This is a genomic window from Virgisporangium aliadipatigenens (assembly GCF_016863615.1).
GTDB classification, from domain to species: Bacteria; Actinomycetota; Actinomycetes; order Mycobacteriales; family Micromonosporaceae; genus Virgisporangium; species Virgisporangium aliadipatigenens.
The window spans coordinates 1-25,887 of record NZ_BOPF01000012.1 but is presented as its reverse complement, the minus strand read 5'-3'; the positions used below and the strand labels follow the sequence as shown (position 1 = coordinate 25,887).

Genomic DNA, 25,887 nt, shown 5'->3' with positions numbered 1-25,887 from the left:
TATGTCCGAGGGTCTCGCAGGGCCGCGCTTCCGCAGCATCCGTAGCCGGATCTTCACCGGGTTCGGCATCGTCATGGTGCTGCTGGTGTGTCTGTTCCAGTTTCTCGCGCAGGTGGCCAGCGGCTTCATCGAGAACGCCTCGACCGTCATCGCCGAGCGCTACACCGCTCCGATGGCGGCCCTGGAACAGGTGGCCTCCGCCCGCGCCGCGCTGGCCGCCGGCCCGGTCGCCCAGCGGGCCTCCGCCGCGCAGGCGATCAAGGCGCCGCTCGACGAGGTGCTGGCCAAGACGCCCAAGGAGCTGAGCGCACCCGCCGAGGCGATGCAGGCCGACTACCAGGCGCTGCTGGCGGCCGCCCAGTCCGGCGGCGACATCTCCGCCGCCCAGCAGGCGATGGCCGGCCACGCCACCGAACTGCGCGAGAGCCTCCTGAAGACCGCGAAGGGCTCTCAGGCCGAATACGTCGACACCAGCACCCAGAACGCCACGATGATCTTCGTGCTGTTCCTCATCGTCATCCTGGTCGGCGTCGTGGGCTGGTGGGTCAGTCGCAGCGTGCGACGGCCGATCATCGGGCTGATGGCGGCCCTCGACCGCCTCGCCGAGGGCGACCTGACCGTCGAGATCCCGGTCGAGTCCCGCGACGAGATCGGCCGGATGGCGACCGCCCTGCGCAGCGCCCTCGAAGGCATCCGCGGCATCGTCAGCCAGGTCGCCACCACCGCCGACCGGCTCACCACCTCCTCGACCGGACTGACCCGTTCCAGCAGCGACATCGCCGGCTCCGCCCGCAGCGGCGCCGACCAGGCCGCCAAGGCCGCCCGCACCGCCGACGAGGTCTCCCGCCACGTCTCCACGGTCGCCTCCGGCGCGGTCGAGCTGGACGCCTCCGTCGCCTCGATCGCCCGCAGCACGACCGAGGCCGCCACCGTCGCCGGCGGGGCGGCCACCACCGCCGCCGACACCAACCGCATCATCGAACGGCTCGACGCGTCGTCGTCCGAGATCGGCAGCGTCATCGCCGTGATCACCGGCATCGCCGCCCAGACCAACCTGCTCGCCCTCAACGCCACCATCGAGGCGGCGCGGGCCGGGGAGGCCGGGCGCGGCTTCTCGGTCGTCGCCTCCGAGGTCGGCGAACTCGCCCGCCAGACGGCGCAGGCCACCGAGGACGTGTCCCGGCGGATCGAGGCGATCCAGACCGAGGCCCGCAAGGCGGTCGCCGCCGTCGGCTCGATCACCCAGGTCATCGAGCAGATCGACAGCTACCAGACCGCCATCGCGACCGCCGTCGAGGAGCAGGCCGCCGTCGCCGCCGAGATGAGTCGCAACGTCACCCACGCGGCCGGCGGCGTCGAGGAGATCGCCTCGGACATCGCCGCCGCGGCGGGCGCCGCCGGCAACACCACGCGCGGCGCCGACGAGACCCAGAACGCCGCCCACGAACTGGCGACGCTCGCCGGCGCCCTGCGCGAGGGCCTGGTCCGCTTCCGCTACTGACCCGCCGGGGCGCCCCCGGCCGCTCGACCGACCTCCGGCACCCGCAGCGCCAGCAGCGTGATGTCGTCCTCGTGGTCGGCGCCGCCGATCTCCTCCAGCAGGGTGTCGAGCAGCTCCGGCAGCGGCGCCCGGGCGAGGTCGGCGAGGCGGCCGACGAGCACCCGTTCGCGCTCCTCGTACCTGTGGTGCCTGCTCTCCAGCAGACCGTCGGTGTACAGCAGCACCGTCGAGCCCGGCGGCAGCACCCGCCGGTGATCGGTGCGGCCGACGCCGTCCAGCACACCGAGCAGCGGATCCCGGCCGGTGAGGTGGCCGACCGCTCCCCCGGCCGTCACCAGCAGCGGGTACGGGTGCCCGGCGTTCGACCAGCGCAGCCGGTAGCCGGTGGGCCCGGCCCGCACGAACGCCAGCACGGCCGTCGCCATCTGCCGCTCGCCGAGCAGCCGGCCGGCCCGGTCCAGCCGGTCCAGCAGCGCCGACGGGCTCTCCCGGCGGTCGACGACGTACCCGCGCAGGACGCTGCGCAGCTGGCTCATCCGGGTGGCGGCCTGGATGTCATGGCCCGCCACGTCGCCGACGGCGAGGGCGAGCCGGCCGTCGGACAGCGGCAGCGCGTCGTACCAGTCGCCGCCGACCTGTTCGCCGCGGGCCGCCGGCCGGTACCGCGCCGCCAGCGCGAACGGGGCGACCTCGGGCAGTTCCGTCAGCATGGCCCGTTGCAGCGTCGCGGCGACCTGCTCGCGGGAGAACAGGTGATCGGCCCGCAGCAGCGCCTGCGCCACGTAGCCGGCGAGCGCCGAGAGGACCGCCTGTTCGGCCGCGTCGAGCGTGTACGCCTGCTTCCACACGAACGTCAGCGACCCGATCGGCCGGTGCGCTCCGGGCAGCGGCACGCTCGCCGCCGAGCGCCACCCCAGTTCGAGGAAGGTGTCGAGCGTCTCCGGCGCCCGGGCGGCCACCGCGTCGAGGTCCGGCAGCAGCACCGGTTCGCCCGAGCGGGCGGCCAGGGCCGACGGGGTGCGTTCGGTGAAGGCGTAGGTCGACCAGCGCTGCGCCACCGGGGCGGGCAGGTACTCGCCCGAGCGCAGCACCACCTGCCCCGCGCCGTCCAGCAGGGACAGCCCGACGTACGCCGGGTCGAGGGTGCCGGTGACCAGGTCCCGGACCGCGTGGACGACGTCGTCGTGGGTCGTCGTGCGCAGGAGCGTCACGCTGGCCCGCAGGAGCAGGTCGCTGCGGGCGAACGCCTTACGCGCGGCCTCCACGCCGTCCTCGGCCCGGGCGGTGGCGATCCGCAGCCGCAGGCTCTCCGAACAGGCGGCGGCCAGGTCGGCCAGCAGGTCCAGTTCGCGTCGGGTCCACTGCCGCGGCGCGTGGTCGATGGCGCACAGCGCACCGAGCACCAGCCCGTCCGCGTCGGTCAGCGGCATGCCGGCGTAGCCCACCACGCCCAGGTCCGGAACGGCCAGATTGCCGGCCACCCGCGGGTCGGTCCGCGCGTCGGTGACCACCAGGGGCGCGGCGTCGGCGACGACGTGCTGGCAGAACGAGTGCGACAGCGGCGTCTCCCGCTTCGCCGACCACGGCTCGCCGAGCCCGAACGCCCCCGGGAACACCTGCCGGTCCGCCTCGACCAGGGTCACCAGCGCCACCGGCACGTCGAGCACGGTGCGCACCATCGAGGCGAACCGGTCGAAGAACGGATCCGCCGCCGCGCCCAGCCCGGACCGTCGCAGCACGGCGAGCCGCTCGGCGGCACTCAGCCGCGGCGACGGGCCACCGGGACTCACGAACGGGTCGCCGGGCACGGCTTCCCGGCGCTGCGAACGACCGACACGCCCGCGATATTCACACACCGCGGCGCGCCGCGGCCATCCCCTGCGTCGTTACTGCTTGTACTTGCTGAGGAAGCGCGCGATCCGGCGGGCGCTGTCGTCGAGGTCGGCCACCCGGGGCAGCGTGACGATGCGGAAGTGGTCCGGATGGGGCCAGTTGAACGCCGTCCCCTGCACGATCAGCAGCCGCTCCTGCAGCAGCAGGTCGAGCACCAGCTTCTCGTCGTCGTGGATCTTGTACACGTCCGGGTCGAGCCGCGGGAACATGTACAGCGCGCCCTTCGGCTTCACGCAGGTGATCCCGGGGATCGCGGTCAACGCGGCGTAGGCGGCGTCGCGCTGCTCCAGCAGCCGGCCGCCGGGCAGGATGAGGTCGTTGATGCTCTGGTGCCCACCGAGCGCGGTCTGCACGGCGTGCTGCGTCGGTACGTTGGGGCACAGCCGCATGTTGGCCAGGATGTCGAGGCCCTCGATGTAGCTCTCGGCCGACTGCTTCGGGCCGGTGACCATCATCCAGCCGGTGCGGAACCCGGCCACCCGGTACGCCTTGGACAGTCCGTTGAACGTCAGGCACAGCAGGTCCGGCGCGATCTGCGCGGTCGGGGTGTGCGTGACGCCGTCGTACAGGATCTTGTCGTAGATCTCGTCCGAGAACAGCAGCAGGTTGTGCCGGCGGGCCAGCTCGGCCAGCTGCTCCAGCAACTCCGGCGGGTAGACGGCGCCGGTCGGGTTGTTCGGATTGATGATCACCAGCGCGCGGGTGCGTTCGGTGATCTTCGCGGCGATGTCGTCGACGTCCGGCCACCAGTCGGCCTGCTCGTCGCACATGTAGTGCACGGCCCGGCCGCCGCAGAGGCTCACCGACGCCGTCCACAGTGGATAGTCCGGCGCCGGGATGAGCACCTCGTCGCCGTTGTTGAGCAACGCCTGCAGCGCCATCACGATCAGCTCGGAGACGCCGTTGCCCAGATAGACGTCCTCGACGTCGACGCCGGTGACGCCGCGCGTCTGGTAGTACTGCACGACGGCGCGCCGGGCCGGGAGGATGCCCTTCGAGTCGCCGTAGCCGTGCGCGGCGGGCAGGTTGAGGATGACGTCCTGGAGGATCTCCTCCGGGGCCTCGAAGCCGAACGGGGCCGGGTTGCCGATGTTGAGCTTGAGGACCCGGTGACCCTCGGACTCCATGCGCTTGGCTTCCCGGAGCGCCTGGCCGCGGATGTCATAGCAAACGTTGGCGAGTTTCGCCGACTGGCTCACCTGCATCAGGCCACCTTAGGCCCGGCGTGGTGCGGCGTCCCCGCCTTTGTCCCGAGGAGTGAACTCCGGCGAACGCCAATCGATCGGCACTGGACCGCGCATCACCCCCCGTAAGGCGTCCTAGGAGGCTAGGCTGTGACCCATGACGATCAACCCGGGTTCCGTCGAGGCGCCGCACCGGCAGATCGCCGCCCAGCTCCGCGAGCGCATCCGCCGCGGCGACTGGGCCCCCGGCGAACGGCTGCCGTCGATCCCCGCCATCGCCGCCGAGTACGGCGTGGCCAAGCAGACCGTCCAGCGCACCATCGACCAACTGCGGGTCGAGGGGGTGCTGATCACCCGGCCCGGTTCGGGCACGTTCGTGCGCGGGACCAAGCGGCGGCTGAACCGGCTCAGCCGCGGCCGTTACGGCGCGCAGCGCGGCTACCACGCCGATCTGGCGGCCCGCTACCGCCAGCACCTGACCGAGGTGGGGCGCACCCCCGCGCCGACCGAGGTGGCGGAGGCGTTCGGCGTCCCGTCGGGGACCCCGCTCGTGGTGCGCCGGCACCTGGTGCGCACGCAGGACGTTCCCGTGGAGGTGGGCGCGTCGTGGCTACGGCCCGAGGACGCCGACGGCACGGCACTGGAACGGCCCGAGGTCTTCGACCGGCCCCTCTACCAGGAGGTCGAGGAGACCACCGGGCGGCGCTACACCAACGCCACCGACCAGATCACCGCGCGGCTGCCCAGCCGGGGCGAGGCGGAGCTGCTGCAGATCCGCGCGGACACGCCCGTGCTCGTCCTGATGCACGTCGCCTACGACGAACGCGGCAACGCCATCGAGGTCCACCAGGCCGTCTGGCCCGGCCCGGTCACGTCGCTGACCGAGAAGTACCCGATCGCGTCCCCGCGGCCCGGCGTCCCCTGGGACGAGCCCGACCTCGCATTGGGCTGACCGCCCGGCGAGGACTACGACGCGCGCGTCGCGGATCGCGCGAGCGCGTCGACCGAGGCGCGCCAGCGCACCGCGTGGGCGCGTTCGGCGAAGACCGTGGAGAGGGTCACCGCCAGCGGGCCGGCGCCGTCGTCCAGCAGCCACGCGTACAGCAGCGACTCGCCCGCGTGGAAGCGTTGGCGCAGCCGCACCGCCTCCCCCGCCGGCGTCGGCACCGGGCGTTCCGCGCCGACGATCCGTGCGGCGGTCGGGCCGGGGCGGCGGACGGGCCCGGGCGAGCGGACCCCGACCGGCGGCGCGGGCCGTCGGGGCCACGCACCGCACCGGCCGGAACAGGGCGCGCCGCGCGGCCCGGGCAGCTGTCCGGGTGAGGCGCGGTGCCGGACGGGTCGCGGCGCGCCGCGCGCTAGCCTGGGCGCGTGCCGCAGCTGCCGCCCGGGGACGTGACGGTCGTGCTGCGCACGGAGTTCACCGACGAGGGCGGGTGGGAGTCGGTGTGCGCCGCGCTGGAGGCCGCCTCGCCGGACGGGGCGTTCCAGGACGGGGTGCGCTTCGTGTCGGACCCGGCGTTCGACGGGGCGGCCGGTGCGGTGCTGGTGGCGCTGACCCGCGACAGCGACGAGCATCCGTACCTGTACGCGGTGGACCGCGTGACGCTGTCGTCGTTCGACCTGCCGGTGCTGGTGGTCGACGAGTCGGGGCGCAGTTTCCGGGTCGTGCCCGCCCAGTTCTGGACCGTGGAGGCGAATCTCGCGCGGGCCGCGGTGGACTTCGAGGAGTTCGCCGACGCCGCCGATGACGACGGCGTCTTCCGCGGCTTCTGAGTCCACCTACAGTTTCACACCCAGCAATGCGTCGATCGCGGTGCGCGCGACGGCGGAGCCGTCCCCGTTCTCCCCCGACAGGGCCGCCTCGGCCCACTCGTCCACCACGGCCAGGGCGCCGGGCGTGTCGAGGTCGTCGGCCAGCCGCGCGCGGAGGCGTTCGACCGGGAACGCCGGCGCGGCACCGGAGACGGCGTCACGCCACCTCGACAACCGCTGTTGTCCGCTCTTGAGAACCTCGTCGGTCCACTGCCGGTCGCCGCGGTAGTGCTCGGACATCAGCGCCAGCCGCAGCGCCATCGGGTCGATGCCGTCGCCGCGCAGCCGCGAGACGAACACGAGATTGCCGCGGCTCTTGGACATCTTCTCGCCGTCGAGGCCGATCATGCCGGCGTGCACGTAGTGCGCGGCGAACGGCGCCGCACCCGTCAGCACCTCCGCGTGCGCCGAGGAACACTCGTGGTGCGGGAAGATCAGGTCGTTGCCGCCGCCCTGCACGCCGATGGTGTCGCCGAGCAGCCCGAGCGCGATCACCGCGCACTCGATGTGCCAGCCGGGCCGGCCGGGGCCGAGCGGGCCGCCGTCCCACGCGGGTTCGCCGTCGCGGGCGCCGCGCCACAGCAGCGGGTCGAGCGGGTCGCGCTTGCCGGGGCGGTCCGGGTCGCCGCCGCGTTCGGCCGCGAGGCGGCGCATCTCGGCGCGGTCCAGGTGCGACTCGTAGCCGAACTTCGGCGCCGCCGACACGGTGAAGTACACGTCGCCGGTGCCGTCCTCCAGCCGGTAGGCGGCGCCCCGGTCGAGCAGGTGCACCACCGACTCGACGATCGACGGGATCGACTCGACCGCGCCGACGTAGTGCGCCGGCGGGACCAGCCGCAGCGCCTCCATGTCCTCGCGGAACAGGGCCGTCTCGCGCATGCCGAGGACCATCCAGTCCTCGCCGTCGCGGGCCGCGCGCTCCAGGAGCGGGTCGTCGATGTCGGTGACGTTCTGGACGTAGCGCACGTCCAGGCCGTTGTCCCGCCACGTCCGGTTGATCAGGTCGAACGTGATCATCGTGGCGGCGTGGCCCAGATGCGTGGCGTCGTACGGCGTGATCCCGCAGACGTACATCGTCGGCGTGCTCGCCGGTGCCTTCGCGCCGCGGGCGGTGTCGTACAGGGAGAGGGGATGACCCTCGCCGGGAAGGGACGGAACCGCGGGCGGCGACCAGGAATCCATCCGGCCAGCGTAGCCGCGGATCGTCATCGTCCCGGACGTGACAGAGATCATTCGAAGCTTCAACAGCTTCAACAGCTTCATTGCGACGGTCCGCCGGGCGCCGGACCGCTGCTCCCGCCGAGCCCGCTCCGGGCCGGGCCGCTCCGCGTGCCCGACCACTCCGCTTGCCAGGTCCGCGTCCGCAAGTACCCGACGGCGGTGGCACGGGGATCCGGCCGCCGGAGGCGCCGTGACCGGACGCGGACGTGGAAGCGTAGCCCCGAAGGGGCCAGTGGTGCCGCCCGGGAGGCAACGGTCGCGCCGCCGACGGCCCGGGAAAGAAGGCTCTAAATAGGCGGCCACGGGAGGGCGGGCCAGTCGGGGTTGGGCTTGGGGAATCTCGCGCCCTGCTCCAGGCGGTCGATGCGCTCGCACAGCACGCGCAGCTCGGTGATCGTGAGATGCTCGGCCAGCGCCTCGCCGAGGCCACCGTCCAGCCCGGCGCGCAGCTTCGCCAGCGCCTCGGTCGCCTCCGCCGGCAGCGCGTCGCCGGACCAGCCCCACAGCACCGTGCGCAGCTTGTCGTCCGCGTGGAACGTCAACCCGTGGTCCACCCCGAACACCTCACCGTCCACAGTGGACAGGACGTGCCCGCCCTTGCGGTCGGCGTTGTTGACCACCGCGTCGAAGACGGCCATCCGGGCCAGCTTCGCGTCGTCGGAGTGCGCCAGCACGAACGGCCGGCCGTCGTCGTCCTGCGCCGCCGCGATCCGGTGCCAGCCCGGCGGCACCTTGCGCCGGGGCACGAAGTTGACGAGCGGTTCGGGCGACTGGCGTTCCTCGTCGATCCACAGCTGGACCATCCCCCACCCGAGGGGACCGACGCGCAGCACCGTCGGCGGTACCAGCGACCATCCGGTGGCCTCGGACACCAGGTACGAACCGTACTCGCGGCCGGCGAGGGTCCCGTCCGGGAAGTCCCACAGCGGACGCTCCCCACGCACCGGCTTGTACACGCACCGCGCGTCGGTGCGATCCAGGGTGATGACCGCGCGGAGCGTCGCGTTCGACGCGTCGACCAGCCGTCCCTCGATCTCGATCGTGCCGTGGTTGAGGATGTCGAGCGCGTCCTCGGTCGGAATTCCCGGCACTACCGGTGGTATCCGTTGTGGCGCGGGCAGAGGTGACCCTTGGGGTCGAGCGGCTGCCCGCACAGCGGGCACGCGGGACGGCCGGAGGCCAGGACGCGCTTGGCGCGGTCGATGAACGCCCGCGTCTCCTGCGGGGTCAGCCGCACCCGCAGCCGGTCCCGGTCGACGTCCGCCTCCTCGTCGTCCTCGGTCTCCTCGTCCGTCGAGGGCAGCTCCGCCTCGGGCTCCTCGTCGCCGACCGCGATCGCCTCGATCACGACCGTCGCCGTGTCCACGTCGAACGCCAGCCCGAGGGTCCCCACCCGGAACTCCTCGTCCAGCGGCGTCTCCAGGGGCTCGTTGTCGGCGGGACCGATCACCTCGGTCAGCTCGACACCGAACCTCCGGTGCGCCTCCAGCAGCAACTCGTCGAGCTTCTCGGCGAGCAACGCCACCTGTACCTTCTCCAGCGCGACGCTGATCACCCGGCCGCCCCCGCGGGCCTGGAGGAAGAAGGTGCGATCGCCGGGTGCCCCGACGGTCCCCGCCACGAACCGCTCGGGCGGCTCGAACGCGTACACCTGATGGGCCATACCCACGACGATATCCGTCCGGACGTCCGCGCGTCGCGTCAGCCCGCGCCTCCGCCGACCGCGGCGTCCGACGACGGCGCCGGGTTTCTCCTCCGCCGGGTCTTTTTCGGGGGAACGAGCGAAGCGAGATCGCCGCCGGTGTCGTTCAACCGCACGACGAACGGCCGGGTGGCGGTGTACCGGATGACCGTCAGCGACGCCGGGTCCGCCACGATCCGTTGGAACTGGTCCAGGTGCAGCCCCATCGCGTCGGCCACGATGGCCTTGATCACATCGCCGTGGCTGCAGGCCAGCCAGAGCGCGTCGGGACCCCGTTCGGCGGTGACGGTGGCGTCCCACTCACGCACCGCCGCCACACCACGCGCGGCCATCGCGGCCATCGCCTCCCCGCCGGGGAACGTCACCGCCGACGGATGCGCCTGCACGACCTTCCACAGGGGATCCTTCGCCAGCTCCTTCAGCGGCCGGCCGGTCCAGTCGCCGTAGCCGCACTCGGTGAAGCGTTCGTCGACGGCGGGGCGGGCCTGCGGCAGGGCGAGGCTGAGCGTCTGGCGGCAGCGCGCCAGCGGACTGCTGACGACGGCGGCCAGCGGCAGGGCGGCGAGGCGTTCGCCCACGGCACGGGCCTGTGCCTCGCCGGCCTCGTCGAGCGCGATCGGCTGGCGACCGGCGAGCGTGCCCGCCGCGTTGCTGGTCGTCCGGCCGTGCCGCAGGAGGAGGAGGGTCGCCACGGAGTGGAAGCCTAGCCGGTCCCGCGGGTGGCCCCGCTCATGTCGCGCAGACCAGGATGGCCACGGCCCCGCCCACGCCGGTCGCCGCCCCGCTCACGTCGCGGAGATCACGTTGGCCGCCAGGAGGCCGAAGACGAGCAGGCCCAGCACGATCCGGTAGCCGACGAAGACGTACATCGTGTGCTTGGCCACGTAGCCGAGCAGCCAGGCGATGGAGGCGTACCCGAGCCCGAACGCCACCAGCGTCGCCACGCCCATCTGCAGGCCGCTCGGCGCGATGCCGCCCTGCTCGGGGTTGAAGACGTTCTCCAGCTCGAACAGCCCGGACAGCACCACCGCCGGGATCGCCAGCAGGAACGAGTAGCGCGTCGCCGCCTCCCGGGTCAGCCCCAGGAACAGGCCGGCCGTCGTCGTGCCGCCCGAGCGGGACACGCCCGGCACCAGGGCCATCGCCTGCGCCGCGCCCATCCCGACCGCGTCCTTCACCCCGAAGCGCTCCAGCGGGCGTTCCTTGGCGCCGACCTTCTCGGCGACGCCCAGGATGATCGCGAAGATGATCAGCGTGGAGCCGACCAGCCACAGGTTGCGCGCCCCGGAACGGATCTCGTCCTTGAACAGCAGCCCGAACACGCCGATCGGGATGGTGCCCAGGCCGATGTACCAGCCCATGCGGTAGTCCTGGTCCCGGCGTTCCTTGTCGAACAGGCCCATGGCCCACGCCGACGCGATCCGCCACAGGTCCTTGGCGAAGTACAGCAGCACGGCCGCCTCGGTACCCAGCTGCGTCACCGCCGTGAACGACGCCCCGGCGTCCCGGTCGAAGAAGATCGCCGACGTGATGCGCAGGTGCGCCGACGACGACACCGGCAGGAACTCCGTCAGCCCCTGGACGATGCCCAGCACCATCACCTCGGACCAGGTCATCTTCGCCGGGTCCGGGTCGTCCGGGAACAGCAGGATCATGATCGCGCACACCAGCACCAGCACGGCGAGGGTGCCGATCGCCGCGAACCCCTTCACGCGGGCGTTCGGGTCCTCGGCCGGCTCCTGCTGTTCGCGTTCGGCGTAGTCCCCCGGGGCCAGCGGCCGGTCGTCGGGGTGGCCCAGCAGTTCGGCCGGCACGTGCGGGTCTCCTCGGCGTTCGGGCGGATACCCGCCGGGCGGGAACGGCGGCGGGGCGGCGGCCGCCGCTACGGGTGCAACGGGGGCGCCCGGCGCGGGGACACGGGCCTGGGCGCCGTAGACGCCGGGCTCCACCGGGCGGGCGACCCCGGGCGCTTGGGGCTGCGCCGGAGGCGGGAACGCTCCGCCGGTCAGGTCGTCGTCGGCCGACGCGGGGGCGCGCAGCTGTTCGATCCAGGTGGCGTCGTCATCGTCGGGCGCAGCGCCGGCGTAGGGGGCGTGGTGGACGCCGCCGGGAGGCGGGCCGGGATCGTGGCGGCCACGGTCCTCCGGAGCCTCGTCACGCGGCCCGGCACCGGCCGGGAACGGCGCCTGGAAGCCACCGTTGTACACACCACCGGCGGGCGGACCCGGATCACGCGGACCGCCGCCGCGGCGACCGCCGTCCTCCGGCGCCTCATCGCGCGGCCCGGCACCGGCCGGGAACGCCGCCCGGAAGCCACCGTCGTAAACGCCACCGCCGGGCGGACCCGGATCACGCGGACCGCCGTCGCGTGGGTCGTCGTCGTCCTGCGAAGACGGGGGCTGGAAGGCGCCGTTGTACACACCACCGGCGGGCGGACCCGGATCGCGCCGACCGCCGTCACTTGGGTCGTCCTGGGGGACCGGAGGCTGGAAGCCGCCGTTGTAGACACCACCGGAGTGGTGACCGCGAGCGGCATCGCGCGCGGGCGGGGCCTCGAAGCCGCCGTTGTAGACACCGCCGGCGACCGGACCGGGATCGCGCGGGTCGGCGCCGTGGCGGCCACCGTCGAAGGGCGCCTCGCGGAACGGACCGGGATCGCGCGGAGCGGCGTCGTCCGGACCCGGGATCCGCGGCACGCCGTGGCGTGGACTGGGGCCGTGCGGGCCGCTGTCGTACGGAGCTGCGTCCTGCGGCCCCGGGACCTGCGGGACACCGTGGCGCGGGCTCGGGCCGTGCGGGCCGCGCTCGTACGGCCCGGCGTCGTAGCCGTCGCCGTCGCGCGGGCCCGGCAGGTGGCGGCCGGCCGTCGGGCGGTCGATGTAGGTCGCGTCGTCGGCGTATGCGCCCGCGTCGGGCCGGTCCACGTGGGTCGCGTCGTCCGCGTGCGGCTCTTCCGGGCGGCGGCCGTACGTCCGGCCCGGCGGGGGCGCCTCCGCCGCTGCGCCGGCTACCACCGGGCCGCTGCTCTCGCCGGTCGGGAGGCCCGGGCCGTCGGGGCCGTAGCGGACGGATGCGCGTCCCGGAGCGTCGCTCGCCGGGGGGAAGCCGGAGCCGTCGGGCCGGTAGCCCTCGGGCGCACGCTCCGGGCCGTCACCCGGCGGGTAGGCCGGCCCGTCGGGACCGAAGCCGCCGGGCTCACGGCCGGGACCATCACCCGGCGCGAAGTCCGGCCCGTAGCCGGGAGGCACGAGCCCCGCATCGGCGCCCGGCGGGAAGCCGGTCCCGTCAGGCACATGCCCGGGACCATCACCCGGCGCGAGATCCGGTCCGTAGGCCGGCTCGCCGTGAGTCGCATACCCGCGCGAGCCGACACCGTCGGACAGCCCACCGGAAGCAGCACCCGCCGAAGGGAAACCCGGAGCCTCCCCGTCCGGTGCAGGCGGCACGAGGTCCGGCCCGTAGCCGGCGGGCGCACGCCCCGCCCCGTCACCCGGCTCGCCATGAGCCGCATACCCGCGCGAGCCGACACCGTCGGACAGCCCACCGGAAGCAGCACCCGCCGAAGGAAAAGCCGGAGCCTCCCCGTCGGGGGCGGGCGGCACGAAGGGCGGCGGCGCGGAGGCCGCGAAGGGCGATGCGGATTCCGCGACCGGCGGCCCGAAGCCCGCCCCGCCCTCGCCCGATCGATCCGCGAGGTCCGGCTCCCCGCCGTCCCGCTGCGACGGCACGGCAGCGGCAGCCGCGGCCGCCACCCCGAGGGCCCCCGGTACGGACGCGGAGCCCGACACCGCTCCGGGCACGGACGCGGAGCCCGACACGGCGGCGGAGCCGGCGGCCGTTCCCGGCACCGTCGTGGGGGACACGGGCGCCGCGTGTGCGCCGGAGGGCCCGTCCGGATCCCCGGCGGCGACACCCGGCGCGGCGTGGGCCGGACCGGGCTCCTCCCCCGGCGGGAACTTGGTCGGTGCCCGCAGTGCGCCGACCGCCGTCACCGTCTCGGGCTGTTCGAGGGTGGTGGGGGCGATGTTGAGGGTGCGGGCCAGCAGGGCGGCCACGAGCGGCGTGCGCGTCGCGCCGCCCACGAGCAGGACGCCGGCCACGTCCTCGCGGGCGATGCCGGAAGTGCGCAGCGTGTTGACGGTGAGGGTGACGGTGCGTTCGAGCACCGGCCCGATGATCCGGTCGACGTCCTCGCGGGTGAGGTGCGGCTCGCCGGCGAGGCCGGGCACCTCCACGGCGGCGGCGCTCTGGCGGGTGAGCTGTTCGCGCGAGATGCGCACGGAGCGCCACAGGGCGTGGCGGTCGCGGGTGTCGTCGGCGGTGCGGGGGTGCTCGAGTCGGGTCCAGACGGCGGGGTCGGCGCCGGTGAGGGTGCGCAGGTGGCTGATGATCGCGCCGTCGAGGCCGAGTCCGCCGGCGTCGCCGAGGCTGCCGGCCGCCGCGACCCCGAAGCCGTCGGAGGTGCGCCGGATCACGCTGACGTCGAAGCTGCCGGCGCCGAGGTCGTACACGATGAGGCAGCGGCCGGCCGGGAGGCTGCCGCCGAGGTCGGTGACGAAGTGTGAGGCGGCGGCAACCGGTTCGGGGACGATCTTGATGCCGTCGAGACGGGCCCGGCGGGCGGCGTCGACCAGAACGGCCAGCCGGGAACGGCTCCACACCGCCGGGTGCGTGATCACCGTCCGGCCGGGCAGCCCGTCGACGACGAGTGCGACCTCGGCGGCGACCCGGGCGAACACGGCGGCGAGCAGTTCGACCGCGCCGGGGTCGTCGACGTGGTGCTTGGGGTGCGGCTCGAAGTTGTCCGGGTCGGCCGCGGCGGCCCGTTCGGCGTCGGCGCCGGTCAGCAGCGGGGTGCCGCCGGCGTAGACGCCGGAGGGCAGCACCGGCGTGGCGTCGAAGAGCAGCGGTTGGGCGTGCCCGTCCGGTCCCATGAGGAACGCGACGGTCGTCGACGTGCCGAAGTCGATCCCCAGCCGATAGCCCGCCGCGTCACCACCGATGGCCAAAGCGCCGCCCTCCCCTACGTCGGTAGAACCGCGCCCGAGCGTACGGGGTCCCGACACACGCCGGTCGCCCCGGCGCGCGCCTCTCTCATGTTCTGATGATCACTCTCCGAGGCCGGACTTCTCCAGTGCCTCGACCATCAGCCGCAGTTGCTGGACGCGCTGCTCGGTGTCATTGCCGTAAATGCTCACGTTGAGTGTGGTCACTCCCGCGTCCGCGTAGGCGTGCAGGCGTTCGGCGACGCGCTCGACGGGGCCGAGCAGGGCGGTGCGGTCGAGGAACTCCAGCGGCACGGCCGCCGCCGCGTCGCGGTGCTTCTTGGCCAGGTACAGGTCCTGGATCTCGCGGGCCGCGTCGCCGTAGCCCATGCGGGTCGCGAGCCGGTTGTAGAAGTTCTTCTCGCGGCTGCCCATGCCGCCGACGTACAGGGCGGCGTAGGGGCGCACCGGGTCGGCGCAGGCGGCGGGGTCGGGCCCGAACACCACCGGCACCGAGGGCACCACGTCGAACCCGTCGAGCGTCTTGCCGACCTTCTCGCGGCCGGTGCGCACGTTGGCGAGCAGTTCGCCGCCGAACTCCGGCGCGAAGAAGATCGCCAGCCATCCGTCGGCGATCTCGCCGGCGAGTTCCAGGTTCTTCGGCCCCACGGCGGCGAGGTAGATCGGTACCTGTGGCCGCACGGGGTGGACCATGAGCCGCAGCGGCTTGCCCGGCCCGCCCGGCAGCGGCAACGTGTAGAACTCCCCGTCGTAGGTGACCGTCTCGCGGCCGAGCGCCTTGCGCACGATCTCGACGTACTCGCGGGTGCGCGCCAGCGGCCTGGCGAACGGCACCCCGTGCCACCCCTCGACGACCTGCGGCCCGGAGACGCCGAGCCCGAGCCGGAACCGGCCGCCGGATAACAGGTCGAGCCCGGTGGCGGTCATGGCCGTCATGGCCGGGGTGCGACCGGGGATCTGGAAGATGGCCGAGCCGATGTCGATGCGTTCGGTCTGGGCGGCGACCCAGGCGAGCATGGTGGCGGCGTCGGAGCCGTACGCCTCGGCGACCCAGGCGACGGCGTATCCGAGCCGGTCGGCTTCCCGCGCGACGGCCAGCCGGTCCTCGGGCGGGGCGGCGCCGGAGAGGTATCCGAGGTTCACTCCGAGTCGCATCGTTCCTCCGGAGGACATGGGGCGGCGAGGGTCGAACTGAGGGTATCCGGGCGTCGACCTGCACGGCGTGGCGCTGTGGTGGCCGTATCGTGTCGCCATGCAGCAGCGACCGCTTGGCCGAAGCGGGCTGGCGGTCTCCCGGTTGGCGCTCGGCACGATGACCTGGGGGGTCGACGGTGACCCCGATGACGCTGCCGCGCAGCTCAAGACGTTCATGGACGCCGGCGGGACCTTGATCGACACGGCTGACGTCTATGCCGAGGGCGAGTCCGAGGCGCTGTTGGGCAGCCTGCTGGAGGCGCTGGTCCCGCGGGACGAGGTGGTGCTGGCGGCCAAGTCAGGGCTTCGGGCGGGGGTGCGGCGCCGCTTCGACTGTTCGCGGGGGAACCTGCTGCGTTCGCTCGATGCCACTCTCCGCCGACTGGGTACCGACTACGTCGATTTGTGGCAAGTGCATGGATTTGACATAGACACGCCGCTTGAGGAGACGTTGTCGGCGCTCGACCACGCCGTGCTCTCCGGCCGGGCCCGCTACGTCGGCGTCTCCAATTACAGCGGGTGGCAGACGGCCCGCGCCGCGACCGTGCAGGCCGCCGGCCCGGCCCGCGCCCCACTGATCTCCACGCAGATGGAGTACTCCCTGGTCGAACGCGGGGTCGAGCGCGAGGTCCTGCCCGCCTGCGCGGCCCTCGGCATGAGCCTGATCGCCTGGTCGCCGCTCGGCCGGGGCGTGCTGACCGGCAAGTACCGCTACGGCATCCCGGCCGACTCCCGCGCGGCCTCGCCGGACCTCGCCGAGTTCGTCAACCCGCACCTCGACGCCCGCTGCGGCGGCATCGTCGAGTCGGTCTCGACCGCCGCGGACGGCCTGGGCGTCGCCCCGCTCGAGGTCGCGATCTCCTGGGTGCGGGACCGGCCCGGGGTGGCCTCCACCCTGCTCGGCGCCCGCACGGTGGGCCAACTGGTGGGCGCCCTGTCGGCGGAACGCCTCCAGCTGCCCTACGAGATCCGCGCCGCCCTCGACGACGTCTCCCTCCCCCACACGGGCTACCCCGAACGCCCGGCCTGATCAGGGCTGGTGTCCGGCGCGACGGCGCGGCAGGATCGGGAGATGGATTACGAATACGTGCCGCTGCGGTTGCCGTCAAACGTCGACAGGTTGACCGCGGCGGCACAGCTGACGATCCAGGCCGAGTACGCCGGGTGGGAACTCGCCCGCGTCCGCCTCTACCGCGACGGCACCCGGCAGGTGGTACTGCGCCGGCGGGTCACCGCCCAACCGGCACAGCCCGACTTCTCCTACTGAGGACCGGGGCGCCTACGCCTTCGGCGCCACCGACTGGTCGACCTCTTCCTCGTCGTCGAGGTCGATGTTGGCGTGCTCGTCCAGCCGGTCCACCAGCCGGTCACCCGTCTCCAGCCCGAACGGCCCCGTGCCGTCGGCGTCGTCGAACGCCTCCGGATCCAGCGGCTTGCCGACCTCGGCCACGACGACGACCCCGTCGAGCGACTCCAGCTCCGGGATGTCCAGCGCGCTCAGCGACACGTCGCCGGCCTGCATCAGCTCCAGAACGGCCTCACCGACGGTCTCCACCGGCGTGATCGGCTCGTCGCCGCCCTGCGCGGTGGTGCGCCGCGCGGTCTCGGCCAGCCGCAGCAGCGCCGTCACGCTCGGGATCCGGTAGTCGCGGCGCTGCCGAACGGAGATCACGTGCTCGTGCGGGTCCTCGGGCTCGTTGCCGTCCACCCCGCCGAGCCCCACCCCGAACTGCCGGTCGGCCTCGTCCGGGTCGATCGGGTCGACGTCCCACGGGGTGACCTCGCCGAACGCGTCGAGCAGCAGCTCGTCGTACTCGAACGAGGCGTTGTTGAGCTCCACGTAGGCCCGCCATACCTCGTCGTCGTCGGCGCGGCCGTCGGCGGCGCGCACGGCGGCCAGGTGGTCCCGGGCGGCGGTGATCACACGCTCGAAGGCGGTGTCCAGCTCCGCGTGCCGGTCGGTCATGGTGGGCTTCCCTTCGCAGGATTCGGGGGGCGTCAGCTGGCGGCGAGGAAGCGGTCGAGTACCCGCACGCCGAACTTTAGTCCGTCCACGGGTACGCGCTCGTCAATGCCGTGAAACAGCGCGCTGAAATTGAGATCGGCCGGCAGGCGCAACGGAGCGAACCCGAAATGCCGGATGCCGAGCTTCGCGAGCGCCTTGCCGTCGGTACCGCCGGAGAGCATGTACGGGGCGACCCGCGCACCCGGGTCCTCGGCCCGCAGCGCCGCGATCATCGCCTCGACCAGGGCCCCGTCGAACGACGTCTCCAGCCCCGGCTGCTTCTGCACGTACTCGATGTCCAGGTCGGGGCCGAGCACCACGCGCAACTGCTCGAGGAACGTCTCCTCCTGCCCGGGCAGCACCCGGCAGTCGATGGCCGCGGTGGCCAGACTCGGGATGACGTTCTCCTTGTAGCCGGCGTCGAGACGGGTGGGGTTGGCGGTGTTACGGATCGTGGCGCCGATGATGGCCGACAGCGTGCCGAGCTTGGCGATGGTCGGCTCGGGGTCCTCCGGGTCCAGCTCGATGCCGAGCGCGTCGGAGATCTGCTCGAGGAACGTCCGCACGGTCGGCGTCAGCTGGATCGGGAACCGGTGCCGCCCGACCCGCGCGACGGCCTCGGCGAGGGCCGTGATGGCGTTGTCATCGTTGATCATCGAACCGTGCCCGGGACGGCCGCGGGCGTGCACGCGCAGCCACTGCAGCCCCTTCTCGGCCGTCTCCACGAGATACATCCGCTGGTCGCGGGCGACGGTGAAGGAGAAGCCGCCGACCTCCCCGACGGCCTCGGTCACACCCTCGAACAGCTCCGGCTCGGTCTCCACGAGGTGATGCGCGCCGTAGCTGCCACCGGCCTCCTCGTCGGCGAAGAACGCGAGCACGAGGTCGCGCGGCGGCACCTTCCCCTCGCGCTTCCACTGCCGCACCACGGCGAGCACCATGGCGTCGAAGTCCTTCATGTCGACGGCGCCGCGACCCCAGAGGAAGCCGTCCTTCTCCTCCCCGGAGAACGGGTCGACGGACCACTCGCTCCGGTCGGCCGGCACCACGTCGAGGTGCCCGTGCACGAGCAGCGCGGGCCGCGAGCTGTCGGCACCCGGGATGCGCGCCACGAGAGAAGTGCGTCCCGGCGCGCTCTCGCGCAGCTCGGAGTGGATACCGACCTCATCGAGCTGGGCCGCCACGTACTCCGCCGCGGCACGCTCGCCCACGGTGGTCGCGAGGTCACCCGTGTTGGTGGTGTCGATGCGCAGGAGTTCGTGGCAGATGCGCACGACCTCGTCGGTGGCCGTCATGCCCACCTTCTTACTCCCCCGGTACGACGGCCCGCACGGCGGCCCTCCGGCGTTTATCGAAATATGCCCAGGGGTATCTCCCGGGACATGTATAACCTGCTCTGGCTTCTCGCAGTGATCCTCGTGGTCGCCGGCATCGTCACGATCGTCCGGGGCCAGATTCTCTGGGGCGTGGTCCTCATCATCGTCGGGCTGCTCGTCGGGCCGGGTGGCGTCAGCCTCTTCGCCTGATCGAGGGTCCGCCGGTACTGCCTCGTCCCCAGGTCTCCGGCCGGCGTGACCCGTTCCGACACGAGCTGGGTGCCGCGGAGAACCTCCCCCTTTCCCGCGGCACCCCTTAATCCTTTCTAGGGGGCGCTCACGTCCGTTCCCCGCGCCCGCAGCCGTGTCACGACCGGTTCGACCGAGGCGGGGTCGGCGATCTTCGCGGCGGTCAGGCGCAGCTTGGCCAGGGCGGGCAGGTCGGCGAGCCACTCCGGCAGGGCGTCGATCCGGCCCGATGTCAGGTCCAGGTCCTCGAGTGCCGTCATGGCCCGCATCGACTCGGGCAGCGCGCCGACGTTCTGGTCGCGCAGGGACAGGCGGCGCAGGCCGGTCAGCGCGCCGAAGTCGGCCGGCAGGCCGGCCGTGCGCAGGCCCTTGTCGTAGTGGGCGTAGTCGAGCGTCTCCAGGCCGTTCAGGGCCAGCACGCTGCGGGGGAACGTCGGGAAGCGGTTCCCGCCCAGGCGCAGCTCACGCAGGGTGGCGAGGCGTGCCACGCGGTCCGGCAACGTAGTGAGCGCATTGCCCTCCAGGTGCAGCACCGAAAGGGCCGGCAGGTCTCCGATGCTCTCGGGCAGTGCGGTGAGGCCGGCGTAGTTCAGCGACAGGCTCCACAGGTGCGGCAGGTTGCCGAACGTCTCGGGCAGGCGTGTCGCCGTGTGGCTGTTCAGCAGGATCTCCCGCGTGGCGGGCAGCGCGAACGCCCGTTCGTCGACGCCGTCCATGCCGCGCCAGCCGAGGACGAGGGCGGTCTCCCCGCACATCCGGTAGGCGAACATCACCACGTCCCACGCGTCGATGTCGCCGCCGGACAGTTCGGCCAGGGCGCCGGCCGCGTCGCGCAGGTCGTAGTAGTTGTTGCGCTGCCAGGGCTTCGGCGAGGCTACGGCCGGTTCGACGGTGAAGCGGGTGTCGCGGTCGCGCACGGCGGCCGTCACCGAGGCCGGCGCCACCTTCATGAACAGCTTGCGCGCCTGCTCGCGCAGCTTCTTGTCGAGCCAGGTGCAGCGGGAGAAGACGAGCAGTTCGGCGAGGATCCCGTCCGGAACGCCGCCGGTGCGCATCAGTTCGAGCGCGACGGCCGGGTTGGCCGCGTCGGGCGAGGCGAGCAGGTCCCGGATCCGGTCGGCCGCGGCGGCGCCGATGACGGTGGGCGCCTCGCGGTCGAGCAGGTCGCGCAGGCGTTCGGCGGTGGTGAGCGCGATGCCGGCGGCGGCGTGCCGGTGCGCGGCTCCCTTGTGGCGTTCGCCGACGACCGACACGCGCACCTTCGGACCGGGGGTGCGGGCGACGGAGACGCCGATGCGGCCCAGCCGCTCCTTCAGCTCCGTCGCGGTGAAGCCGATGTCCCCGGCCACCAGAACCGCGTCGCCCGGAGCGAGGGCGAGGCCGGACTCAAGTCGTTCCATCAGAAGATGGAGGGCACGGGAGCGCACGTACGGGAGAGGGCTGTCCACGGCGGACAACACGTCGTCGAGGGACGCGGCCTCGACCGGCGTCCCGTCGTCGAGGCGGCACTGGATCGCGATCTGGAACAGGCGGGCGGAGGGCGGCAGGCCGGCGATGCCGGCGCGCAGCGACCGGGCCTCGGCGGCCGTCATCAGCTCGCCCCACAGGTGGGTCGTCAGCCGGAACGTGGTCAGCTTCGCCAGCAGCGCGTCGAGGGTCTCGGCGGCTACCTTCGCGACGTCGTCGTGGATGATCAGCTCGGTCAGCGCCGGCAGCGTCAGCAGCGCCCGGACGAACCGGTCCGAGGGGCCGGCCCGCAGCACGAGCTTCTCCAGGTGGACCAGGCGCGCGAGGCCGTCCGGCGGGTCCTGCGCGGGCGCGTGGTGATCGACGGTGCGCACGTGCGGCGCGGCCAGGATCGCGGCGTCGAGGTGGTCGAACTCCGGCGGCCCGGTGAACAGCGCGACGTAGCGGGGGTCGTCCCACATCGCGGCGAGCAGCGCGTCGTCGCGGATCAGCCAGATGCTGCCGCCGTTGGCCCTGCCCTGGGTGACGGCGTCGATCACGCCGTCGCGGTCGCCGGCGAGGAACCGGATGCGGGCCGTGTCGTGGAAGATCTTCGGATATTCGGGCCCGTAGGGCAGGTACGCGGCGACGCAGGTGGCCGCCCAGGTGGGGGTGACACCGGGCAGCAGGCCCCGATCGCCGACGACCGCGGCGAGGTGGCGGCCCGCCGTCTTCGCGTCGAGCTTCGGCACCGCGGCGAGATCCGCCAGCAGCGTCTCGCGTTCCGGTTCGGGGCGGCGGCGGTCGTTCGCCGCCTTGTGCATCGCCTCGTGCACGGTGCCGGCGGCGGCGGCCAGCACGGCGCGGCGTTCGGGCGGGTCGAGGGCGAGCCACGTCGCCAGGTTCGTCGGGTCGAGCGCCCGCGCCAGGCGCCCGTCGCCCTTCGGCGCCGCGAGGGTCGCCCGCGCCGTCGCCACATCGACAAACGGGTCCGCCATCAGCCGTTCCTCCCGGTCAATCGCACCCTGCGCCCCGGTAGCTCTCCATCCGGGGGAACATCCGAAGCGCACAACGCCCACAGCACCGGCATCCGCGCCGACACCACCGGCCGGGGCGCCCACCCGTCGGTGAGATACACCAGCCCGTCCGGCGCGAGCGCGTTCGCGCGCACGATCGCCGCGTCGAACCCGGTCCCGCCCCGCCCCGCCACCTGCCCCGGCGGCCGGCCCCGGTACGGGTACTCCCGCTGCACCACCGTGTCCGCCTCGAGCACCGTCACCGCGACCCCCCGCCGCCACAGCGCATGGATCTCGGCGAAGAACGCCGTGAGGCTGCGTTCGTCGACGCTGCCCGACGTGTCGACGGCCACCACCAGCTCGGTCGAACGCCGCACCCGCACACCCGGCGTCGTGCCGTACCGCTTCGACGGCCGCGTGACCGTGCTCCGCAGCCGCGTCCGCTCCGCCGTCGCCCCGAACATCCGCAGCACCCGCCGCCAGGGCACCTCCGGAGGCCGCACGATCGCGTCGACGATCTCCAGGAGCCCGCCCGGCAGCGTCCCGCGGCCCCGGGGGCCGATCCGGCGCACGGTGGCGCGCAGCAGGGCGTCCACCCCGTAGGTGAACGCCGCGAGGGTGGACGAGGGCAGCGCGGCGAACTCCCGCCAGGAGGCGTGCCGGGCGTGTCCGGGGCCGTCCAGCCAGTGCCTGATCGCGGCCGCGACGGGGTCCGGCCGCCCTGCGCCGCCGGCGCTGTCGGGGCACGCCGCCGTTGTGGGGCCGGCGGTCGCGGGCCTTGCATGAGCGGCGCAGCCGATGACGGCGTGGACCTGGGCGGCGCAACGTGTCGCGGCCTGGCCCGCCATGACGCACGCCGACGCGACACGCTGCGTCGTCGCGCGGCCTTCTGCGGCGTGGTCCGTGGCGGCACCGCCCGACGCCGCGCACGCTGTCGCGACGCAGCTCCCGCAGGCGCACCCCGCCGCCGCACGGCCCGGCGCGACGCACCCCGCTGCGGCGTGGCCTCCGGCGGCGCATCCCACTGCGGCCCGGCCCGCCATCACGCACGCCGTCGTTGCGCCGCCCTCGACGGCTTGGTCTGTCGCGGCACCGCCCAGCACGGCGCACGCCTTCGTTGCGTGGCCGGCGGTCGGGTGGCAGGCGCGGGTGTAGGCGTCGCGGAGGAGGGCGTAGTAGGTGTCGGCGGTGTGGCCGGGCTCGACGCCGACGTCGTGCGGGTGGATCGCGCCGGGGAGTTCCCGCGTGTCGCAGAGTTGGTTGACGACGAGGTCGCAGGCGAGGCCCCACAGGTCCAGGGAGGCGAAGGCGCGTGCGCGCAGCGGGTGCTTGAGGGTGAGGTGCAGGAGTTCGTGGCGGAGGGTGGCCATGCGGGCGGCCGGCGACAGGGCCGTCCAGGTGTCGGCGTCGACGGCCAGGCCGGGTGCGGGGCCGGCCGGGACCAGGTGCACGCCCGCCGCTGACCGGCGCACGACGCGGATCATGCCGACCAGCAGGTGGCCGTAGTACGGTTCGCCGATCAGCAGGTCGCGGGCGGTCGCGTCGACCTGGGCCCGCACCTCGTCCAGGTTCATGCCCGGGTGAGGCCCAGCAGGAGGCGGGTCACCTCGGGGTCGGCGAGCACCTTCGCCGCGCCGACGGAGCGGTCCAGCAGGGCCAGATCCTGGGCCACCGCGAGGCGCATGTCCTCCGGCAGCACGTCGAGGCCGAGCAGCGCCCGGAGATTGGTGACGGCGGTGGGGTTGAGGCGCTGACGACGTTCCCTCAGATGGTTTATGAGTCTGGTGCAGACGGCGGCGAGGACGTCCGGGCGGCGGCCGGCCCCGGCGAGCGCCGTCAGCCTGGCCGCGACCGGGACGAAATCGCGGGCGCCGAGCAGCTCCTCCGGCGTGACCAGCTCGTCCAGGTCCTGATTGACGAACGCGACGAACGCCGACACGGTCGACGGGTCCAGGCAGGCGTCGCCGAGCATCGCGACGAGGTCCAGGTCGGCGCGCAGGTCCGCGATGTCGCGGATCCGGTCGAAGAACTGCACCAGCGTCCGCGGCGTCGTCCGCGCGCCGGTGACCGCCTCCGGATAGGCGAGGGTGAACGCGATCCCGCGCGGATCCGTCCCGTTCCGCTCGGCCCAGGCGGCCCAGCGCCGCACGTCGAAGCGCAACGTCACGTGCATCATGCGGGTGAGCATCGCGTCGTCCATCGGCGTCACCGAGTAGTCGCCGCCGTCCGGATTGGCGGTGCAGACGATCTGCCATCGTGGCGGGAGCCGCCAGGAGGCGAGTTCGTGGCGCTGGAGCAGCTGCATGAGGCCGCGCAGGATGCGATCGTCGGCGCGGTTGACGTCGTCGAGGAGCAGCACACCCGGTCCCTCGTCGCGGGGCACCCACTCCGGCGGCGCCATGCGGGTCGCCGCGCCGTCGCCGACGACGACCGGCATGCCCAGCAGATCGCCCATCTCCTCGAACTGCGCCGGCGCGACCGATACGAATCGAGCTCTTCTTTCGCGGACGACCTGTTCGACGATCTCCGTCTTGCCGACGCCGTGCCGACCCCAGACGCACACGGGCGTGCCGTGACGGCCCTCGGCGGCGAGGCGTTCGTTGACGTCCATCGCGTGCGCCAGGAACCGTCGCAGCTCGGCGGGATCGCAAGCGGTCCCGTAGGTCACGTAGTCGAACGCCTCGCCGGTCGGCACGCGCAGGACAATAGATGATCCCGTCCATCCCGGACGGGCGCGATCGGTGTCCTGTTCGGCGGGCTCTCGTCGACGTTCTCTCGGGCGGCCTCTCGTCGGCGCTCTCTGCGGCGGCCTTTCGTCGACGCTCTCTGCGGCGGACTCTCGTCGACGTCCTCTGCGGCGGACTCTCGTCGACGCTCTCTCCGGCGACCCCTCGTCAACGCTCTCTCCGGCGACCCCTCGTCAACGCTCTCTCCGGCGGCCTTTTGTCGGCGCGGAACCCGGGTGCGCAGGGCGGACTCGAGGACGATCTGTCCTCGAGGCATCGAGCGTCAGCGGCCATCGGGTGTCCCCGTGTACCTCCACTGTGGACCGTCGCGTGATGGCGCTTCGCCTTCGATCTCGGGGATGTCGCTTCGGCGCCCTGCCGTTCCTGGGTTCGGGGCGCTCGGGCGGGACCTGATCGAGAACCGGTTCGGAGGCGGTGTTCGGGTTGTGGCGGCTGCGGGTGTTGTGGGCCTCCGGACAGCGGCGACGAACGCGACGCCGGTGGGTCACGAGCAGGCAGCCGAAGGTGCCCGGGTGGGTGCGGCGGCCGGACGGGCACCGTCTCCCGGGTTTGTCGCGGCTGTCCCTAACCGCAGCATCCGCGACATCGGCGGCCTCGACCGGTCCGGGTCCTGCGCAGGCGGTGCAGGTCGTGGGCGGGTTGCGGGGTCGGTTGCCGGAGGGCTCGGGCGGATACAGAAGTGGTGCTGAGCGGCGCGGTGGTGCCGGTGGGGTACCTCGGTGCGGAGACCCCCTCGAGGCGTGTACAGTAACTCTCCGGTGCGGCCAAGACGGCCGATACCGACCCTGTCCGGGTGGCGGAATGGCAGACGCGCTAGCTTGAGGTGCTAGTGTCCGTATAGGACGTGGGGGTTCAAGTCCCCCCTCGGACACAAACTGATTTCCCACGGTGTACGTCGGATTCGATCCGGACGTGCACCGTTTTTGTTTCTGCGGAGTAGATCAGGTTAAGGCCAAGGTCTCCGTAGAGGCGGGCTTTGGCGGCTGGGTCGGCGGTTTTGAGGGCGTTGACGATGTCGCCGAGTCCGTCGATCATGCGGCGGATGTCGTCCCGTGTGAGGGTCGTTGGGGTGGCCGCTTCGGCGGCGCGGAGTTGCTGTTCGGTGTGGCGGCGTTCGGTTTGGCAGGTGGTGATCCAGTCGGTGACGACGGCGGGGTCGGCGCCGCCGTCGAGCGCGGTGCGGTAGCGGTCCAACTTGCGGTCACATTCCCGGATCGCCGCCCGCAGGCTTTCCAGCCTCGGGTCGGTCGTGGCGGCCGGTTGGCTGTCGAGCATCGCGGTGATGGTCCGTTCCCGGTTCGCTGGGCCGAAAGCGGTCCCGAGCCACGCGTCGAGCGGATCGATGACCGCTTCCTCGGACAGGTTGACGTTACTCGGATGGGCGAGCTCGTTCGCAGCGGCGTAGTCGCGGGGGTAGCGGCAGCGGTAGTACATGTGCCCGTTGCTGTAGTGCGGTTGCATCAGCCGTTCGCACGGCTCGTGCCGCAGCAGGCCGCGCAGCAGCGCGGGGTGACGGGTCTTGTGGTTACGGTGCCGGATGCCCTTGCCGCTGCTGCGCTGGCCCCGTAGCTGTTGCGCGCGGGCGAAGGTGT

20 protein-coding genes, 1 tRNA gene and 2 pseudogenes are annotated in these 25,887 nt (G+C 73.1%); 7 read left to right on the top strand and 16 right to left on the bottom strand.

All coding sequences use genetic code 11. The features are described from left to right. Position 1 precedes the first annotated feature (1 nt). Positions 2-1,501: a methyl-accepting chemotaxis protein gene (locus tag Val02_RS17385; protein WP_203900139.1), complete on the top strand. Its 1,500-nt coding sequence runs from the start codon at positions 2-4 to the stop codon at positions 1,499-1,501. Here the strand turns inward: Val02_RS17385 and Val02_RS17380 are convergent. Both Val02_RS17380 and Val02_RS17375 read right to left on the bottom strand, forming a co-directional pair. After that, positions 1,495-3,291 (bottom strand): GAF domain-containing SpoIIE family protein phosphatase, encoded by a 1,797-nt coding sequence (locus Val02_RS17380; RefSeq protein ID WP_239153098.1) that lies wholly within the window; start codon positions 3,289-3,291, stop codon positions 1,495-1,497. The genes Val02_RS17385 and Val02_RS17380 overlap by 7 nt on opposite strands. 96 nt (positions 3,292-3,387) lie before the next feature. After that, on the bottom strand, positions 3,388-4,599 hold the full coding sequence (locus tag Val02_RS17375) for a pyridoxal phosphate-dependent aminotransferase (protein WP_203900138.1): 1,212 nt from the start codon (positions 4,597-4,599) through the stop codon (positions 3,388-3,390). Between the two features lie 136 nt (positions 4,600-4,735). On the opposite strand from Val02_RS17375, the gene Val02_RS17370 reads away from it, so the two are divergent. After that, positions 4,736-5,530: a GntR family transcriptional regulator gene (locus tag Val02_RS17370; RefSeq protein ID WP_203900137.1), complete on the top strand. Its 795-nt coding sequence runs from the start codon at positions 4,736-4,738 to the stop codon at positions 5,528-5,530. 14 nt (positions 5,531-5,544) lie between these two features. Here the strand turns inward: Val02_RS17370 and Val02_RS17365 are convergent, their stop codons facing one another. Then, positions 5,545-5,745 (bottom strand): hypothetical protein, encoded by a 201-nt coding sequence (locus Val02_RS17365; protein WP_203900136.1) that lies wholly within the window; start codon positions 5,743-5,745, stop codon positions 5,545-5,547. A 204-nt stretch (positions 5,746-5,949) separates the two neighbouring features. Here Val02_RS17365 and Val02_RS17360 point away from each other — a divergent pair, with 204 nt between their 5' ends. After that, positions 5,950-6,354 (top strand): DUF6924 domain-containing protein, encoded by a 405-nt coding sequence (locus Val02_RS17360; RefSeq protein ID WP_203900135.1) that lies wholly within the window; start codon positions 5,950-5,952, stop codon positions 6,352-6,354. A gap of 6 nt (positions 6,355-6,360) precedes the next feature. Here the strand turns inward: Val02_RS17360 and mshC are convergent, their stop codons facing one another. The 7 genes and pseudogenes from mshC to Val02_RS17330 all read right to left on the bottom strand — a co-directional run bounded on the left by mshC (position 6,361) and on the right by Val02_RS17330 (position 15,477). Continuing rightward, positions 6,361-7,575, bottom strand: a complete 1,215-nt coding sequence (gene mshC / locus Val02_RS17355) for a cysteine--1-D-myo-inosityl 2-amino-2-deoxy-alpha-D-glucopyranoside ligase (RefSeq protein WP_203900134.1) — start codon at positions 7,573-7,575, stop codon at positions 6,361-6,363. A gap of 326 nt (positions 7,576-7,901) precedes the next feature. After that, the gene (locus tag Val02_RS17350) at positions 7,902-8,705 is read right to left on the bottom strand and encodes an SCO1664 family protein (protein ID WP_239153097.1); all 804 of its coding nucleotides are present in this window, start codon (positions 8,703-8,705) and stop codon (positions 7,902-7,904) included. After that, positions 8,705-9,277 (bottom strand): DUF3090 domain-containing protein, encoded by a 573-nt coding sequence (locus Val02_RS17345; protein WP_203900133.1) that lies wholly within the window; start codon positions 9,275-9,277, stop codon positions 8,705-8,707. The genes Val02_RS17350 and Val02_RS17345 overlap by 1 nt, the downstream gene beginning before the upstream one ends. A gap of 38 nt (positions 9,278-9,315) precedes the next feature. Continuing rightward, on the bottom strand, positions 9,316-10,008 hold the full coding sequence (locus Val02_RS17340; RefSeq protein WP_203900132.1) for an MSMEG_4193 family putative phosphomutase: 693 nt from the start codon (positions 10,006-10,008) through the stop codon (positions 9,316-9,318). 93 nt (positions 10,009-10,101) lie between these two features. Next, positions 10,102-10,932: an undecaprenyl-diphosphate phosphatase gene (locus Val02_RS47415; RefSeq protein WP_239153147.1), complete on the bottom strand. Its 831-nt coding sequence runs from the start codon at positions 10,930-10,932 to the stop codon at positions 10,102-10,104. A 2,370-nt stretch (positions 10,933-13,302) separates the two neighbouring features. Beyond that, positions 13,303-14,250: pseudogene (locus tag Val02_RS47410) on the bottom strand (Hsp70 family protein); the annotation flags it as partial. 174 nt (positions 14,251-14,424) lie between these two features. After that, positions 14,425-15,477, bottom strand: coding sequence for an LLM class F420-dependent oxidoreductase (locus Val02_RS17330; RefSeq protein ID WP_203900130.1), 1,053 nt, complete (start codon positions 15,475-15,477; stop codon positions 14,425-14,427). 97 nt (positions 15,478-15,574) lie between these two features. Here Val02_RS17330 and Val02_RS17325 point away from each other — a divergent pair, with 97 nt between their 5' ends. Beyond that, positions 15,575-16,546: an aldo/keto reductase gene (locus Val02_RS17325; protein WP_203900129.1), complete on the top strand. Its 972-nt coding sequence runs from the start codon at positions 15,575-15,577 to the stop codon at positions 16,544-16,546. Between the two features lie 42 nt (positions 16,547-16,588). Then, positions 16,589-16,783, top strand: coding sequence for a DUF5703 family protein (locus Val02_RS17320; RefSeq protein ID WP_203900128.1), 195 nt, complete (start codon positions 16,589-16,591; stop codon positions 16,781-16,783). Between the two features lie 12 nt (positions 16,784-16,795). On the opposite strand, the gene Val02_RS17315 is transcribed toward Val02_RS17320, so the two are convergent. Then, a complete protein-coding gene (locus Val02_RS17315) occupies positions 16,796-17,482 on the bottom strand; it encodes a hypothetical protein (protein WP_203900127.1) in 687 nt (228 codons plus the stop codon). 32 nt (positions 17,483-17,514) lie between these two features. Continuing rightward, a complete protein-coding gene (locus Val02_RS17310; RefSeq protein WP_203900126.1) occupies positions 17,515-18,816 on the bottom strand; it encodes a M20/M25/M40 family metallo-hydrolase in 1,302 nt (433 codons plus the stop codon). An 87-nt stretch (positions 18,817-18,903) separates the two neighbouring features. On the opposite strand from Val02_RS17310, the gene Val02_RS17305 reads away from it, so the two are divergent. Then, positions 18,904-19,047, top strand: coding sequence for a GPGG-motif small membrane protein (locus Val02_RS17305; protein ID WP_203900125.1), 144 nt, complete (start codon positions 18,904-18,906; stop codon positions 19,045-19,047). Positions 19,048-19,163: 116 nt separating this feature from the next. Here the strand turns inward: Val02_RS17305 and Val02_RS17300 are convergent, their stop codons facing one another. From Val02_RS17300 to Val02_RS17290, 3 genes are read right to left on the bottom strand one after another with little or no spacing between them, the layout of a single operon-like run. After that, on the bottom strand, positions 19,164-21,530 hold the full coding sequence (locus Val02_RS17300) for a leucine-rich repeat domain-containing protein (protein ID WP_203900124.1): 2,367 nt from the start codon (positions 21,528-21,530) through the stop codon (positions 19,164-19,166). Beyond that, positions 21,530-23,122: a vWA domain-containing protein gene (locus tag Val02_RS17295; RefSeq protein ID WP_203900123.1), complete on the bottom strand. Its 1,593-nt coding sequence runs from the start codon at positions 23,120-23,122 to the stop codon at positions 21,530-21,532. The genes Val02_RS17300 and Val02_RS17295 overlap by 1 nt, the downstream gene beginning before the upstream one ends. Next, a complete protein-coding gene (locus tag Val02_RS17290; RefSeq protein WP_203900122.1) occupies positions 23,119-24,243 on the bottom strand; it encodes an ATP-binding protein in 1,125 nt (374 codons plus the stop codon). Before Val02_RS17290 ends, Val02_RS17295 begins: the two co-directional genes overlap by 4 nt. Before the next feature lie 839 nt (positions 24,244-25,082). Between Val02_RS17290 and Val02_RS17285 the strand changes: the two genes are divergently transcribed. Further along, positions 25,083-25,166: transfer RNA gene (locus tag Val02_RS17285), tRNA-Leu, on the top strand. Here Val02_RS17285 and Val02_RS17280 read toward each other — a convergent pair. Next, positions 25,148-25,887 (bottom strand): annotated as a pseudogene (locus Val02_RS17280) (hypothetical protein); the annotation flags it as partial. The gene Val02_RS17285 and the pseudogene Val02_RS17280 sit on opposite strands and share 19 nt — an antisense overlap.

Excerpts from the sequence above, each read along its gene's own strand:
- Val02_RS17385 (WP_203900139.1), top strand. The coding sequence starts at position 2 with ATGTCCGAGGGTCTCGCAGGGCCGCGCTTCCGCAGCATCCGTAGCCGG.
- Val02_RS17375 (WP_203900138.1), bottom strand. The coding sequence starts at position 4,599 with ATGCAGGTGAGCCAGTCGGCGAAACTCGCCAACGTTTGCTATGACATC.
- Val02_RS17370 (WP_203900137.1), top strand. The coding sequence starts at position 4,736 with ATGACGATCAACCCGGGTTCCGTCGAGGCGCCGCACCGGCAGATCGCC.
- mshC (WP_203900134.1), bottom strand. The coding sequence starts at position 7,575 with ATGGATTCCTGGTCGCCGCCCGCGGTTCCGTCCCTTCCCGGCGAGGGT.
- Val02_RS17345 (WP_203900133.1), bottom strand. The coding sequence starts at position 9,277 with ATGGCCCATCAGGTGTACGCGTTCGAGCCGCCCGAGCGGTTCGTGGCG.
- Val02_RS47415 (WP_239153147.1), bottom strand. The coding sequence starts at position 10,932 with ATGACCTGGTCCGAGGTGATGGTGCTGGGCATCGTCCAGGGGCTGACG.
- Val02_RS17330 (WP_203900130.1), bottom strand. The coding sequence starts at position 15,477 with ATGCGACTCGGAGTGAACCTCGGATACCTCTCCGGCGCCGCCCCGCCC.
- Val02_RS17325 (WP_203900129.1), top strand. The coding sequence starts at position 15,575 with ATGCAGCAGCGACCGCTTGGCCGAAGCGGGCTGGCGGTCTCCCGGTTG.
- Val02_RS17320 (WP_203900128.1), top strand. The coding sequence starts at position 16,589 with ATGGATTACGAATACGTGCCGCTGCGGTTGCCGTCAAACGTCGACAGG.
- Val02_RS17315 (WP_203900127.1), bottom strand. The coding sequence starts at position 17,482 with ATGACCGACCGGCACGCGGAGCTGGACACCGCCTTCGAGCGTGTGATC.
- Val02_RS17310 (WP_203900126.1), bottom strand. The coding sequence starts at position 18,816 with ATGACGGCCACCGACGAGGTCGTGCGCATCTGCCACGAACTCCTGCGC.
- Val02_RS17305 (WP_203900125.1), top strand. The coding sequence starts at position 18,904 with ATGTATAACCTGCTCTGGCTTCTCGCAGTGATCCTCGTGGTCGCCGGC.
- Val02_RS17300 (WP_203900124.1), bottom strand. The coding sequence starts at position 21,530 with ATGGCGGACCCGTTTGTCGATGTGGCGACGGCGCGGGCGACCCTCGCG.
- Val02_RS17295 (WP_203900123.1), bottom strand. The coding sequence starts at position 23,122 with ATGAACCTGGACGAGGTGCGGGCCCAGGTCGACGCGACCGCCCGCGAC.